Annotated in this window: 12 protein-coding genes, 1 tRNA gene and 1 pseudogene; 5 read left to right on the top strand and 9 right to left on the bottom strand. The window is 62.3% G+C overall.

The genetic code is table 11. The features are described from left to right. Window positions 1-5: 5 nt before the first annotated feature. Window positions 6-245, bottom strand: a complete 240-nt coding sequence (locus tag ACIP02_RS03840) for a sulfurtransferase TusA family protein (RefSeq protein ID WP_012273752.1) — start codon at window positions 243-245, stop codon at window positions 6-8. A gap of 122 nt (window positions 246-367) precedes the next feature. On the opposite strand from ACIP02_RS03840, the gene ACIP02_RS03835 reads away from it, so the two are divergent. Beyond that, window positions 368-1,804: a M48 family metalloprotease gene (locus tag ACIP02_RS03835; protein WP_400613396.1), complete on the top strand. Its 1,437-nt coding sequence runs from the start codon at window positions 368-370 to the stop codon at window positions 1,802-1,804. 56 nt (window positions 1,805-1,860) lie between these two features. On the opposite strand, the gene nadA is transcribed toward ACIP02_RS03835, so the two are convergent. Together nadA and ACIP02_RS03825 are read right to left on the bottom strand one after the other, a co-directional pair. Continuing rightward, complete coding sequence (nadA, locus tag ACIP02_RS03830; RefSeq protein ID WP_016711984.1) at window positions 1,861-2,919, bottom strand: quinolinate synthase NadA; 1,059 nt, start codon at window positions 2,917-2,919, stop codon at window positions 1,861-1,863. Window positions 2,920-3,196: 277 nt separating this feature from the next. Next, window positions 3,197-4,705 (bottom strand): YdgA family protein, encoded by a 1,509-nt coding sequence (locus ACIP02_RS03825; protein WP_400613394.1) that lies wholly within the window; start codon window positions 4,703-4,705, stop codon window positions 3,197-3,199. 446 nt (window positions 4,706-5,151) lie between these two features. Between ACIP02_RS03825 and ACIP02_RS03820 the strand changes: the two genes are divergently transcribed. The 4 genes and pseudogenes from ACIP02_RS03820 (at window position 5,152) to ACIP02_RS03805 (ending at window position 9,725) form a co-directional block, all read left to right on the top strand. Continuing rightward, window positions 5,152-6,504: an APC family permease gene (locus ACIP02_RS03820; protein ID WP_400613391.1), complete on the top strand. Its 1,353-nt coding sequence runs from the start codon at window positions 5,152-5,154 to the stop codon at window positions 6,502-6,504. A 66-nt stretch (window positions 6,505-6,570) separates the two neighbouring features. Further along, window positions 6,571-7,779 (top strand): annotated as a pseudogene (locus ACIP02_RS03815) (HAMP domain-containing protein); the annotation flags it as partial. A 102-nt stretch (window positions 7,780-7,881) separates the two neighbouring features. Beyond that, window positions 7,882-8,637 carry a methyl-accepting chemotaxis protein gene (locus ACIP02_RS03810; RefSeq protein WP_370739335.1) on the top strand — a complete coding sequence of 252 codons (756 nt, stop codon included), beginning with the start codon at window positions 7,882-7,884 and terminating at the stop codon, window positions 8,635-8,637. 128 nt (window positions 8,638-8,765) lie between these two features. Next, the gene (locus ACIP02_RS03805) at window positions 8,766-9,725 is read left to right on the top strand and encodes a cation diffusion facilitator family transporter (protein ID WP_400613389.1); all 960 of its coding nucleotides are present in this window, start codon (window positions 8,766-8,768) and stop codon (window positions 9,723-9,725) included. 222 nt (window positions 9,726-9,947) lie between these two features. Here ACIP02_RS03805 and ACIP02_RS03800 read toward each other — a convergent pair. From ACIP02_RS03800 to tolB, 6 genes are all read right to left on the bottom strand, one after another. After that, window positions 9,948-10,023 (bottom strand) — tRNA-Lys (locus ACIP02_RS03800). 59 nt (window positions 10,024-10,082) lie between these two features. Beyond that, a complete protein-coding gene (gene queC / locus ACIP02_RS03795; RefSeq protein ID WP_201204561.1) occupies window positions 10,083-10,757 on the bottom strand; it encodes a 7-cyano-7-deazaguanine synthase QueC in 675 nt (224 codons plus the stop codon). 17 nt (window positions 10,758-10,774) lie between these two features. After that, a complete protein-coding gene (queE, locus tag ACIP02_RS03790) occupies window positions 10,775-11,422 on the bottom strand; it encodes a 7-carboxy-7-deazaguanine synthase QueE (RefSeq protein WP_201204552.1) in 648 nt (215 codons plus the stop codon). Window positions 11,423-11,590: 168 nt separating this feature from the next. Then, window positions 11,591-12,394 (bottom strand): tol-pal system protein YbgF, encoded by an 804-nt coding sequence (gene ybgF / locus ACIP02_RS03785; RefSeq protein WP_201204550.1) that lies wholly within the window; start codon window positions 12,392-12,394, stop codon window positions 11,591-11,593. A 6-nt stretch (window positions 12,395-12,400) separates the two neighbouring features. Further along, window positions 12,401-12,901: a peptidoglycan-associated lipoprotein Pal gene (gene pal, locus ACIP02_RS03780; RefSeq protein WP_012273762.1), complete on the bottom strand. Its 501-nt coding sequence runs from the start codon at window positions 12,899-12,901 to the stop codon at window positions 12,401-12,403. A 54-nt stretch (window positions 12,902-12,955) separates the two neighbouring features. Continuing rightward, window positions 12,956-14,227 (bottom strand): Tol-Pal system beta propeller repeat protein TolB, encoded by a 1,272-nt coding sequence (tolB, locus tag ACIP02_RS03775; RefSeq protein ID WP_236548651.1) that lies wholly within the window; start codon window positions 14,225-14,227, stop codon window positions 12,956-12,958. Between the last annotated feature and the right edge of the window lie 17 nt (window positions 14,228-14,244).

The raw sequence follows: 14,244 nt of genomic DNA, 5'->3' as shown, positions 1-14,244 counted from the left end.
AAGACTCAGGCCTTGCGCAGCCAGTAGGTGTAGGTACCGGCCTCGGCCGTTTCCTGCAGCAGGGTATGACCGGCCAGCTGGGCGAAAGTGCGGAAGTCACGCTGTGACCCGGCGTCGGTGGCGATCACCTTGAGCACCGCGCCGCTGGCCAGGCGATTGAGTTCCATCTTGGCCTTGAGCAGCGGCAAAGGGCAATTCAGCCCACTGGCGTCCAGTTCGGCATCGCAGGTCAGGGTGTCACTCATCGCAGGGTCTCCAAAGGCATTGCCAGACTGCTTGTTGGCAGGGCTGGCTAGGATAGCGCCACTGGTCGCCAACGTGTGAGCCCGCTACAGTAGGTATCTTTGATCCGACGCGAGCTTCATGCATGAATCTACTGCGCCCTACCCTGCTGACGCTGGCCTGCCTGTTGGCCCTCCCCGGCCATGCTGACGACCTGCCATCGCTGGGTGACGCCAGTTCCGCGATCGTCTCGCCGCAGCAGGAACACCAGCTTGGCCGCGCCTGGCTGAGCCTGCTGCGCGGCCAGGTCAACCAGCTCAACGACCCGCAGCTCAAGGACTTCGTCGAAACCAGCGTGTACAAGCTGGCCGAAACCAGCCAACTGCAGGACCGTCGCCTGGAGTTCATCCTTATCGACAGCCGCGAGCTCAATGCCTTTGCCGCCCCGGGTGGCATTGTCGGGGTCAACGGCGGGCTGTTCCTCAATGCCCAGACCGAAGGCGAGTACGCGTCGGTACTGGCGCACGAACTGGCGCACTTGTCGCAACGCCACTTTGCCCGTGGCGTCGAGGCCCAGCAGCGCATGCAGCTGCCGATGATGGCCGCACTGCTGGCCGGTATTGTGCTGGCGGCCGGCGGCGCTGGCGATGCCGGTATCGGCATGATCGCCGGTACCCAGGCGGCGGCCATTCAGGAACAGCGGCGCTTCTCGCGGCAAAACGAACAGGAAGCCGACCGCATCGGCATCCAGAACCTGGAAAAGGCCGGTTACGATCCGCGCAATATGCCGACCATGTTCGAGCGCCTGGCGCGCCAGTACCGCTATGACGCCAAGCCTCCGGAATTCCTGCTCACTCACCCGGTGACCGAATCGCGTATCGCCGACACCCGTAACCGCGCCGACCAGGCGCCCAAGGGTGGCGTGGAAGACAGCATGCGTTACCAGTTGATCCGCGCGCGGGTGGCGCTGACCTACGAGGGTACGCCCGGGCTTGCCGCCAAACGCTTCCGCGCCCAGCTGGACGAAGACCCCAAGCTCGACGCGGCGCGCTACGGCCTGGCCCTGGCACAGATCAAGGGTGGCCAACTGAACGAAGCGCGGGAAATGCTCAAACCGCTGCTGGCCAAGGCGCCCAACGACATCACCTACAACCTGGCGCAGATCGACCTGGACATCACCAACAACCGCCTGGCCGATGCCCAGCAACGGGCTGAGCGGATGCAGGGGCTGTACCCGGGCAACTACCCGCTTAAACAGGTGCGCGCCGATTTACTGGTGAAGCAGAACAAGCCGGCCGAGGCGGAGAAAGTGTTGAACGAGCTGGTGAAGAGCCGGCCGGATGACCCGGATGTGTGGTACGACATGGCCGAGGTGCGTGGGTTGTCGGGCAATACCATCGGTTTGCACCGGGCGCGGGCGGAGTACTTCACCTTGGTCGGGGATTTTGACCAGGCGATTCAGCAGCTGGATTACGCCAAGCGCCGGGCGGGCGGGAATTTCCCACTGGCTTCGCAGATTGACCAGCGTCAGCGGGAGATCATGGAACAGCGGCGTATGGTTCAGGAAATGATGGGGCGCTGAGGATTTTGGGGGCGCTTTGCGCCCCGCGATAGGGCCGCAAAGCGGCCCCAGCAATTTCAGGCGTTCCCGGACAGTTTCAGCCGCGCCGCCTGGGTAAAGTCCAGCATCCGGTTCAGCGGCTTGATCGCCTTGGGCACCAGCGCCGGGTCGACAAAGATCTCGTCACCGCCATTGCGCAAGCAATGCAGCACCCGCTCCAGGGTATTCATCGCCATCCACGGGCAGTGCGCGCAGCTGCGGCACGCCGCGCCATTACCGGCAGTCGGCGCCTCGACAAATTCTTTATCCGGGCACAGCTGCTGCATCTTGTAGAAGATGCCGCGGTCGGTGGCGACGATGAAGGTCTTGTTCGGCAGGGTCTGCGCAGCTTTGATCAGCTGGCTGGTGGAACCCACCGCATCGGCCAGCTCGATCACCGCTTCCGGCGACTCCGGGTGCACCAGGATCGCAGCGTCCGGGTACAGCGCTTTCATGTCGGCCAACTGGCGCGATTTGAACTCTTCGTGAACGATGCAGGCACCGTCCCACAGCAGCATGTCGGCACCGGTTTGCTTCTGGATGTAACGGCCCAGGTGCTGGTCCGGGCCCCAGATAATGGTTTCGCCGTTGTCCATCAGGCTTTCGACGATTTCCAGCGCGCAGCTCGACGTCACTACCCAGTCGGCACGCGCCTTCACGGCAGCCGAGGTGTTGGCGTAGACCACCACCGTACGCTCCGGGTGCTGGTCGCAGAACGCCGAGAACTCTTCAACCGGGCAACCGAGGTCGAGCGAGCAGGTGGCCTCCAGCGTCGGCATCAGCACGCGCTTTTCCGGGGTGAGGATTTTTGCCGTTTCGCCCATGAAGCGCACACCGGCAACAATCACTGTTTCGGCCGGGTGGTTCTTGCCGAAGCGGGCCATTTCCAGCGAGTCGGACACGCAGCCGCCGGTTTCTTCGGCCAGCGCCTGGATAACCGGGTCGCAGTAGTAGTGGGCGACCAGAACAGCGTTCTGGGCCTTCAGCTCGGCAGCGATGGCCGCACGGTATTCGGCCTCCTGCTCGGCTGTCAGCGGGTTGGGCTGCTTGGCGTCGAGGTGGGCCTGAACCAACAGGCGTTCGGAAATCTGGGTCATGATCGCTGGACCTGCAGGCGCGCGTGCGCGTCAAATCGAGTGTATCACCCGGCCCTGGCAGATCGGCTAAGGGTGCCGGACGGCATACAGGCCGCCACGGCCCTCTGCGGGCACGGATTATTATCGGAGGCCGAAGGCTACAGACAATCCAGCGATTACTAAAGGGGTTTTTGTGTTGCCTGTGCTGACCCCTTCGCGGGTGAACCCGCTCCTACATGGGCCGCGTTATCCCTGTGGGATCGGGTTTACCCGCGAAGAGGCCAGTACAGGATAACAATCACCCCTGCGGCGACAGCGCTGCCAGGTGCGCCGCCATAAGCATGGCAAACTCTTCCACGGTCATCTTCTGCCCATTGAAATCGACCATGCCATCGGCATAGTGCAGGCTGCTGACCACATCATCGCCCTGCACGGTGGCCATGCCGCTCTGCAGCGCCATCATGCCGACCATCTCACCCGCCTGCCCCGACTGCATGGCAATCGCCTGGGCGTCGGTCTGGCCTTCCAGCAGCGCCTGCAAGGTCGCCAGGTCACCGATCATCGGCTTGGACAGCGACAGCTTGCTCTTCACCTCAGTGATCATCTGCTTGCTCAGCTGGTCCGGCGGCAGGTCGAAACTGGCCGGTGCCGCAAAGTTCATCGACAGGTTGAAGCGGCTCTCGCCATTGGCGGTCTTGAACGACAGGTTTTCCACTGCCACCTTGGGCTTGGCGGCCAGCAGCTTCTGCAGGTCGCCTTGGAAACGGGCCTTTTCGGCATCGTCCATCTGGATTTGCGGCACCGGCTGGCCAGCGGCCGCGGCGGCTTCGAACTCTGCAAGGTGCGACTGGTACCACTTCGACAAAGCCTGCAGTGCCGGGGCATTGACCGAGGTGATGCTCACTGCCATCTGCGCCTTGCCGACCGCACGGCCGTCCCAGCTGATGTCGCCGACTTTGTAGTCAACGCGTCCGCCCACGGTATCCGGGCCTTCGAGGGTTTGCACGGCGTTCTGCTCCACACCCTTGACCAGCAGCACCTGCTGTTTCGGCCCCAGGGTAACCTTGGCCTCGGTCAGCAGCAGGTCGACATTACCCACATAGATGGCATCGTGCGCGGTGGCCGCCAGGTTGCCGCCAAGCTTCAGGCCCTGCAGCTCGAACGTAGCCGGTGGCTGGTCGTCACTCACCAGTTTCATGAGCAAGCGGTCGGCATGGCCGTGGAACTTCGAGGCCTTGCCACCCTTGTCGCCACTCACCTCCAACTGCATGCCCGAAAAGTCGAGGCTGTTGCCGTCCGCCTTGTCGAGCTTAAGCGGCGCCAGTTGAATCTGGCTGACCACATCGCCGCCGTAACCCAAGCTGGTCTGCGCGCTGAGGGGGGGCTTATCGCCTGCGGCAGCGAACCACGGCGCGATGGCCTCGTCCTTCTGCAGCGTGCTGTTGCTGACGGCCAGCACCGGCATCAGCTTAAGCGCCTTGACCCGCGACCAGGGGAACGGGCCGTGCTCGATCTGGTCGGTCACGCCCACGTCGAAGTTGATCACCTCGCCTTCACCCACGTTGATGTCGCGGGCCTTGAGCCGGTACTGGGCGGTGCTGCTGAAGAAATGCTGCTCCAGCGACACTCGTTCGATGCTCATGCTGCCACCAGTAGTGACCAGAGCCTTTTGCAGCTCGGCATTGCTGCGGGCAACAGCGTTGTCCAGCTCGGCCGGCAGCTGCTTGCCGGTGTACCACGCGCCAGCGGTGGTTGCGACGGCGATGGCGATAGCCAGGCCGGAAAGGATGCCAACTGATTTCTTCATGAATTGAACCGATTGCTGTCCGTAAGGGCTGGGTAGGCGGCCAGGGGCCACACCGAGTGCGAAGAGTATCACCCCCGCCAGAATGGGATGCGGACCAACGTGCCGAAATCCTGCTTTTGGGAAGCGTCCGACACACCGATTAACCAAACGACCGCTTCGTTAATTTTTACGAACACTCAAATTGATCATAACCGCAAAAAAACGCGCAAAAATCGAACAAATTGCCAGTTAAATCGATAAATATTTCAATTACGTAACATCTTGTCATGTTTAACTTGACACCCACCTACCCATCGTTTTTTATTTTCACCACTTAGCGCGTCCCCCCGCGCCTTCCGCCGCTCCAACATAAAAGGTGAACAACATGGAGCCCACCCGCTCGCCCTTGCCGCATGCGCAATACACCGTGCCCGCCGTTTACGCCCAGCAGCAGGAGCCATGCCAGCATGCCGCATGATCACAGCGCTGCCGGTAACGGCCAACTTCGCAAAACCCTGCGCCTCTGGCACGTGATCATCATCGGCCTGGCCTACCTGACGCCGATGACCGTGTTCGACACCTTCGGCATCGTCAGCGGGATTACTGCCGGCCATGTACCCAGCGCCTATATCCTGGCGCTTGCCGGGATCCTGTTCACCGCCGTGAGCTACGGCACCCTGGTAAAACGCTTCCCGCAATCGGGCTCGGCCTACACCTACACCCAGCGCGCGATCAACCCGCACGTGGGCTTCCTGGTCGGCTGGTCGTCGCTGCTGGATTACCTGCTGCTGCCGATGGTCAATGCGCTGCTGGCCAAGCTGTACCTTTCGGCCATGTTCCCGGAAGTGCCGGAGTGGATCTGGGTGGCCGGCTTCGTCACCCTGATCAGCCTGATCAACATGCGCAGCGTGAACCTGGTGGCGCACTTCAACCTGCTGTTCGTGGGCGTGCAGGTAGCGATCATCGCCGTGTTCATCTACCTGTGCGTACGCGGCCTGGACCACGGCGAAGGGCTGGGGACGGCCTGGAGCCTGATGCCATTTGCCGACAGCCAGACCCAGTTCAGCGCCCTGGCCGCCGGTGCGACCATCCTGTGCTTCTCGTTCCTGGGCTTTGACGCGGTCACCTGCCTGTCCGAGGAAACCCGTGACCCGGCCAAGACCATCCCACGGGCGATCTTCCTCACTGCCCTGATCGGTGGCGTGGTGTTCATCACCGTGTCGTACTTCATCCAGGCCTACTTCCCGACCATGGCGCGTTTCCATGACCAGGAAGCCGCCCTGCCGGAAATTGCCCTGTACGTGGGCGGCAAGCTGTTCCAGTCGATCTTCATTGCCTGCACCGTGATCAACACCATCGCCTCGGGCCTTGCCTCGCAGACCAGCGTCTCGCGCCTGCTGTACGTGATGGGCCGCGACAACGTGATCCCGGCCAGCGTGTTCGCCCGCCTGCATTCGCGCTATAAGACGCCGGTGCTGAACATTGCTGTGGTCGGCGTCATTTCGCTGTCGGCGATTTTCTTCGACCTGGTGACCGCCACCTCAATCATCAACTTCGGCGCCCTGGTCGCGTTCAGCTTCGTCAACCTGTCGGTGATCAACCACTGCTACCTGCGCGAAGGCAACCGCAAGGGCCTGGGCAACCAGTTGAAGTACCTGGTGCTGCCGACCATCGGTTTCTGCATTATTGTCTCGCTGTGGCTGGACCTGAATGCGCATTCTCTGATGTTTGGCGGCATCTGGGCTGCGCTCGGGCTGGTTTATCTGGGCTGGCTGACCAAAGCCTTCCGCGCGGCGCCGCCCAACTACGTCGCCGAATGACCCACGCTGCCAACAACGCCCGCGCCTGATCGCGGGCGTTGTACTTGATCGAAAAGGAAAGCCCTCATGCCGCTGCGTCGCCTCTCCATCCAGTGGAAGATCACCCTGCTCGCCGGCCTGTGCCTGCTGGCCATCGTCGCCTTGCTGGTGGCCACCTCACTGACCCAGGCGCAGCGCAGCGCTGCCCTGGTCAACCAGGCCAATACCGCCATGCTCGACAGCAGCGCGCGCCAGCGCCTGCAGGCCCACGCCGAAACCCAGGCCCTGCGCATCCAGCGTTACTTCATGGACGCCTACCAGTACGGCAACGGCTTTGCCCGCCTGGTGCAGGTGCTGAAGGCCCGTGGCGGCAGCGACCTGCGTGCCGAGCTGACTCAGCAGGCGCGTGCCAGCCTGGCCGGCAACCCGGACGTGATCGGCCTGTACCTGGTGTTCCTGCCCAATGCCCTGGACCAGCAAGACACCCAGTACCGCGGCCAGGACGCCATGGGCAGCAACGAGAGCGGGCGTTTTTCGCTCTACTGGTCACAACCAAGCCCCGGCAACCTGGAGCGTGAAGCCATGCCGGAATCGATGCTCGGCGATGCCAGCATCAGCAGCAACGGCGCGGCGAAGAACCGTTGGCTGACCTGCCCGCAGGACACCGGCAGAACCTGCATGCTCGAACCGTATCTGGACGAGGTCAACGGCCGCCAGGTATTGATGACCAGCATTGCCCTGCCCCTGCTGGAGCACGGCAAGGTGGTCGGCGTGGTCGGCCTGGACATCGGCCTGGCCAACTTGCAGCAACTGAGCGTGGACGGCCGCCGCGAGCTGTTCGATGGCCAGGGCCAGGTGAGTATCGCCAGCGCCGCCGGCCTGCTGGCTGGCAACAGCCGCGACGACAGCTCGCTTGGCAAGCCCATGGACCAGGCCGTTGCCGACGGCCTGCTGCGCGTCGCCCACCCGTTCACGCCCATTCCAGGCGCCGCCCCATGGCAGGTCTTGCTGGAGCTGCCGGAAAGCGTGCTGCAGGCGCCCGCCGTGGCCCTCAACCAGCGCCTGGATGCACATAACCAGAGCGCCAACATGACCAGCCTGCTGATCGGCCTGGGGGCCGCCGTGGTCGGTTTACTGCTGGTGTGGCTGACCGCACGCGGCGTTACCCGGCCAATCCTGGCCGTGGCCGCACGCCTGGAAGACATCGCCAGTGGCGAAGGCGACCTCACACGTCGCCTGGACTACGCCCGGCAGGACGAACTGGGCCAGCTCACCGGCTGGTTCAACCGCTTCCTCGACAAGCTGCAGCCGGTCATCGCTCAGGTCAAAGGCTCGCTGCATGAAGCCCGCGGTACCGCTGACCAGTCGGCCGCCATCGCCAGCCAGACCAGCAACGGCATGCAACAGCAGCACCGGGAAATCGAGCAGGTGGCCACTGCCGCCAACGAAATGAGCGCCACTGCGCTGGATGTAGCCCACAACGCTTCGCAGGCAGCCCAGGCCGCACGGGCCGCCGACCAGGCCAGCCAAGAGGGCCTGCAACTGATTGACAGCACGCGCCAGGGCATCGACCGCCTGGCTGCCGGCATGAACACCGCCATGGACGAGGCACGCGCCCTGGAAGGCCGCAGCGGGCAGATCGGCTCGGTGCTGGAGGTGATTCGCACCATCGCCGAGCAAACCAACCTGCTGGCACTCAATGCCGCCATCGAAGCGGCCCGCGCCGGCGAAGCCGGGCGTGGCTTTGCCGTGGTCGCCGACGAGGTGCGCGGGCTGGCCCAACGCACCCAGGTGTCGGTGGAGGAAATCCGCCAGGTCATTGAAGGCTTGCAGCAAGGCACGCAGGATGTGGTGGGCGCCATGCACGAAGGCCAGCGCCAGGCGCAAGACAGTGCCGCACGAATGGAACAGGCATTGCCGGCACTGCAACGCATTGGCGAGGCGGTGGCGGTGATCAGCGACATGAACCTGCAAATTGCCTCGGCCGCTGAAGAGCAGAGCGCAGTGGCCGAGGAAGTGAACCGCAACGTGGCCGGCATTCGCGATGTGACAGAATCGCTGGCCGGCCAGGCCGATGAATCGGCACGCATCAGCCAGGCACTGAACCGGCTGGCCAACCAGCAGCAGGCGCTGATGGAGCAGTTTCGCGTCTAACCTGTAAGGGCCTTTTCGCGGGTAAACCCGCTCCTACAGGGTTGCGCGCCAGACCTTGTCGGAGCGGGTTTACCCGCGAAGAGGCCCTCCCAGGCACTACAGCACTATCGATTTTACCGAGCACATTTATGCAAACCGCAACCCGCTCCACCTTCTTCGACATCACCAGCGAACAGGGCCTGTTACGCACCTCGATCGCTGTCACCCTGTTCATCGCCAGCATCGGCATCGCCTTCGGTGTGGCCTCCGGCTCCTACTCCATCGTCTTCGACGGCGTCTACTCGCTGGTCGACGCCAGCATGAGCGGCCTGTCGCTGGTGGTGGTCAAGCTGATCACCTCGCACACCACCAGCGTGCAGATGTCCCGCAAGCTGCGCGAGCGCTTCACCATGGGCTTCTGGCACCTGGAACCGATGGTGCTGGCACTCAACGGCATCCTGCTCAGCGGCGTGGCCATCTACGCGCTGATCAACGCCGTCAGCAGCCTGCTACAAGGCGGCCGTCACCTGGAGTTCGGCATTGCCATGGTCTATGCCGTGCTGACCGTGATCACCTGCGTGACCATCGCCGTGATCGAAGCCCGCGCCAACCGCACACTGAAGTCGGACTTCGTGGCCATGGACGTCAAGGGCTGGGTGATGTCGGCCAGCATCACCGCTGCGCTGCTGGTCGCCTTCTGCTTTGGTTATGCGGTGCAGGGCACGTCGCTTGAATGGGTATCGCCCTACATCGACCCGGCGGTGTTGGCGCTGGTGTGTCTGGTAATCGTGCCACTGCCGATGTCGGTGGTGCGCCAGGCGCTGTCGGAGATCTTCCTGGTAACCCCTGGCGACCTCAAGCTGCACGTGGATGAAGTGGCCAAGGCTTTCGTCGCCCGCCATGGGCTGCAGTCGTACCGGGCCTATGTGGCCAAGGTCGGGCGCTCGCGGGAGATCGAGTTGTATTTCATCGTGCCCAAGGCCATGGCCGCGAAGACGATCGATGAATGGGATGCGTGGCGCAACGAGATTGGTGATGCGGTGGGGGGTGAAGGGCCGGACCGTTGGCTGACGGTGGTGTTTACTGGCGACCCTGAGTGGGCTGAATAGCCAATTTGAAGCTTGTGCGATCCCTGTAGGAGCGGCCTTGTGTCGCGATCGGGCTGCGAAGCAGCCCCAGGGTGTCAGCCCCGATGCACAAATTGCCGGGGCTGCTCTGCAGCCCGATCGCGACACAAGGCCGCTCCTACAGGGGACCGGCAACCCCAAAAACCAGTGGATAACGAAAAAGCCCGCGACCATTGCTGGTAGCGGGCTTAGACGTACTGAGTATGGTGGGTCGTGTAGGATTCGAACCTACGACCAATTGGTTAAAAGCCAACTGCTCTACCAACTGAGCTAACGACCCGTTGGATGGCGCGTATAATACTGATTTCTAACAGGAAATCAATACCCCATCACAATTTTTCAAGCGTATCGCGTCGGGTCTTGCACACCGGCGGCCTTGAAACCGTCGGCGCGCAGGCGGCAACTGTCGCATTTGCCACAGGCACGGCCATCGTCGTCAGCCTGGTAGCAAGACACGGTCAAACTGTAGTCCACACCACGGGCCATGCCGGCCTGCACGATCTGCGCCTTGCTCATGTTCTGCAGCGGCGCCTGAATGCGGAAGCCCTGCCCTTCTACCCCGGCCTTGGTCGCCAGGTTGGCCATGCGCTCGAAGGCTTCAACAAACTCGGGGCGGCAATCCGGGTAACCGGAATAGTCCACGGCATTGACGCCAATGAAAATGTCCCGCGCCTCCAGCACTTCTGCCCAGCCCAGCGCCAGCGACAGGAACACGGTGTTACGCGCCGGCACGTAGGTGACCGGAATACCTTCGCCGGGGGTTTCCGGCACGTCGATGCTGCTGTCGGTCAACGCCGAGCCGCCAATGCCATCAAGGCTCAAGCCAATCACTTTGTGCTCCACCACGCCCAGGTCGCGGGCCACGCGGGCGGCAGCGTTCAGCTCGGCGCGGTGGCGCTGGCCATAGTCGAAACTCATGGTGTAGCAGCTGTAGCCTTCGGCCTTGGCCATGGCTACCACGGTGGCCGAGTCCAGGCCGCCCGACAACAGGATTACTGCGCGTTTTTCGGTCATGTGTGCTTGCTCCTCAATCAACGTCCGGGTTCGTCGTTCCACAGCAGCTTGTGCAGCTGCAGCTGGAAGCGCACGGGCAGGTTGTCGGCAACGATCCAGTCGGCCAGGTCGCTGGCCTTCACCTGGTGATGGCTGGGCGAGAACAACACCTCACCGGCACGCTCGGCCAGGTTGTACTGGATCAGCTTGGAAACCGCCCAGTCGTAGTCCTCGCGGGAACAGATGACGAACTTGACCTGGTCATTGCGGGTCAGCTGCTCGATGTTCGAGTAGAGGTTACGGTGCGACTCCTCCGAACCCGGGGTCTTCAGGTCGACCACGCGGCTGACACGGGTGTCGGTGCCGGCGATATCCAGCGCGCCGCTGGTCTCCAGCGACACCTCGTAACCGGCATCGCACAGCCGCTGCAACAACGGCAAGGCGTTGGGCTGGGCCAGTGGCTCACCACCGGTGACGCAGACATAGCGTGGCTTGAAGCCCGCCACTTGCTCAAGGATCGAATCGAGGGTGCGAACGGTACCGCCACTGAAGGCATAGGCACTGTCGCAGTACTGGCAGCGCAGGGGGCAACCGGTGAGCCGCACGAATACCGTGGGCAGCCCAGCCGTTCGCGTTTCACCCTGCAAAGAGTAAAAAACTTCGGTTATGCGTAATGTGTCTTGCATGCTCGCCACGGGCGTGACAGCTAAACAGGCTGTCCGCCTCCGTCAGGCACTGTCGCGGACTCGACATGGCGTTATCCGCAGCAGCGTGTTTATGAAAAAAGGGCACAGATTCTAACGAAAAAACCCGCGACTGGCGCGGGTTTCTTTTGAACGGTACTGCTACAACGCTCACAGCTTTTGCAGGTCACGCTGGGCCAGTTGCGCGGCAGAGGTGCCGGGATACTGGGTGATGACCTGTTGCAGGATGCCCTTGACCTTGTCGGTGTGGCCCATGCGGCGCTCGACATCGGCCAGTTTGTACAGCGAATCTGGCACCTTGCTGTGCTTCGGATACTTCTGGCTGACCTGGGCAAAGGCCTGGCTGGCGCCTGGCAGGTCACCCTTGGCCAGGTTCACTTCACCCAACCAGTACTGGGCGTTGCCGGCATACTGGCTGTTCGGGTACTTGCGCAGGAACGCGTTGAACGCCTGGCTGGCCTTGTCGAAGTCTTTCTGCTTGATCAGGTCGAAAGCGGCATCGTAGTAGAGCTTTTCTTTCGCCGGATCACCGGGCTCGCTACTGGCGGCCGGTTGTTGCGCAGCAGCACCGGCTGCTGCACCGGAGGCGGCATTGGATGCACCACCGGAGGAATTGTCAGGGGTTGCGGCAGGCGCAGCGCCACTGTTGATGCGACGGTCCAGGTCCTGGTATCGCTCCAGGTTTTCCTGCTTCATGCGCGACACATCGTTCTGCAGCTCTTCGATGATGCCTTGCTGGCGGGAAAGCTGGTCCTGCATCTGTTGCAGCTGCATGAACAGCTGACCCTGTGCAGAGGCAGGGGCCGAAGCCCCCGACCCGGCATAGGCGCCGCTCGTGCCATAACCCGCAGGCGGATAACTGCCTGCGTTGTCATCTACTACAGGGACCTCAGCCCAGGCCGCGAGCGGCAGGCTGAGTGCGAGGACGGTTACTACACGGCGGCACATACGCATAAGAACTTACTTACGCAGTTCTACGCGACGGTTCTGAGCCCAGGACTGCTCGTCGTTGCCGGTAGCAACTGGACGCTCTTCGCCGTAGGAAACCAGTTCCAGCTGAGCAGGGGAAACGCCCTGCAGAACCAGGTAGCGCTGAACGGCTTTCGCACGACGCTCACCCAGAGCCATGTTGTACTCGCGGGTGCCGCGCTCGTCGGTGTTGCCTTCCAGAACAACGCGGTTGCCGTTGGACTTCAGGTCCTTGGCGTGAACGTCCAGAGCGCGCATGGCTTCTGGCTTCAGGTCCGAGCTGTCGTATTCGAAGTAGAAGGTGGTGATTGCGCGCAGGGCGGCTTCTTCGCTCAGGGAACCGTCAACTGCGCCAGTGTTGGCACCGTAGCCAGCGTTAGGATCTACAGCAGCGCCTTCGCCTGCGTTGTCACCGCCCTTCGAGGAGCAACCTACAGCTACGGCCATGGCCAGTGCCAGCGCAGCAAATTTACCAAACTTCAGCATTTCCATCGTGAAACTCCTAATGAAACCCCAGTGTGTTAAGCAAAACGTATTACGCCGCAATCAGTTCAGGTAAGGGGACCAGGACGGTTCTCTGACTTCGCCTTGAGCGGTAGGAAGTGGGAGCCTCACGCGGCCATTAAGCGACACGAGCATCAAGACTCCCCGGCCCTGCTGGCGGGTGGCGTAGATTAGCATGGTGCCGTTAGGCGCAACAGTGGGAGACTCATCAAGACTTGTTTCAGACAGAATCTTTACACTTCCGCGTTGCAAGTCCTGTGCCGCCACTTTGAAGTTGGTAAAGCCCTGTTGGCGATGGATCATCACCAGGGTTTTTTCGTCTGCCGAAAGTTTCGGGTTGGCGTTGTAGTTACCCACGAACGTTACACGCTCGGCACCACCACCACTGACCGACTGTTTGTAGATCTGCGGTTTGCCGCCACGGTCGGACGTGAAGTAAAGGGTGTTGCCATCTTTACCCCAGAACGGCTCGGTATTGATACCCGGGCCTGCGGTGACGCGGCTGATCTGGCGCGAAGCCACGTTCATTACGTAAATGTCCGGGTTGCCGTCTTTCGACAGCACGAACGCCAGGCGCGAACCGTCGGGCGACCAGGCTGGCGCGCCGTTCAGGCCTTCGAAGTTGGTCACCTGCTCGCGGCGGCCGGTATCGATGTTCTGCACGAAGATGCGTGGGCGCTTCTGCTCGAACGACACGTAGGCAATACGCTTGCCATCCGGTGCAAAGCGCGGCGACAAGATCGGTTCACGCGATTGCAGCAGGGTCACTGCACGCGCACCGTCGTAGTCCGAACGCTGCAGGGTGTAACGGGTGTTGTTGACGGAGAAACGCTCGGCCGTCACGTACAGCATGCGGGTAGAGAACGCACCCTTGATGCCGGTGAGCTTCTCGAACGATTGGTCGGCAATGTAGTGCGCCATGTCGCGCAGCTGGTCGGTGCTGCCCGCCACGCTACCGGTCAGCACTTGCTGCTCGGTGGCGACGTTGAACAGCGCGTACTGCACCTGCAGGCGACCGCCCGACGGCACGATGCTGCCAACCATCACGTACTGGGCACCCAGCGCTTTCCAGTCACGGAAGATGACTTCGCTGGCCTGCGACGGCTGGCTGATCATATTCTGCCGCGGAATCGGCGAGTAGTAGCCAGAGTTGCGCAGGTCGTTACCGATGATGTCGGCGATGTCTTCGGGCAGCACACTGCCGCCCTGCATACCGAAGGGTACGACCGCAATGGGTGTGGCCCGGTCGCTGCCGCTGGTGACCAGGATGTTCTTTTCCTCTGCCACCGCCATGCCTGCCACGCAGCAGAGCATGACCAGCAGTCCTCTCA

The sequence above is a fragment of the Pseudomonas sp. NPDC089408 genome (assembly GCF_044749445.1).
In the GTDB taxonomy this organism is placed as follows: domain Bacteria; phylum Pseudomonadota; class Gammaproteobacteria; order Pseudomonadales; family Pseudomonadaceae; genus Aquipseudomonas.
Note: the sequence above shows the minus strand (reverse complement) of the source record. Positions and strands in the feature narration are given on the sequence as shown.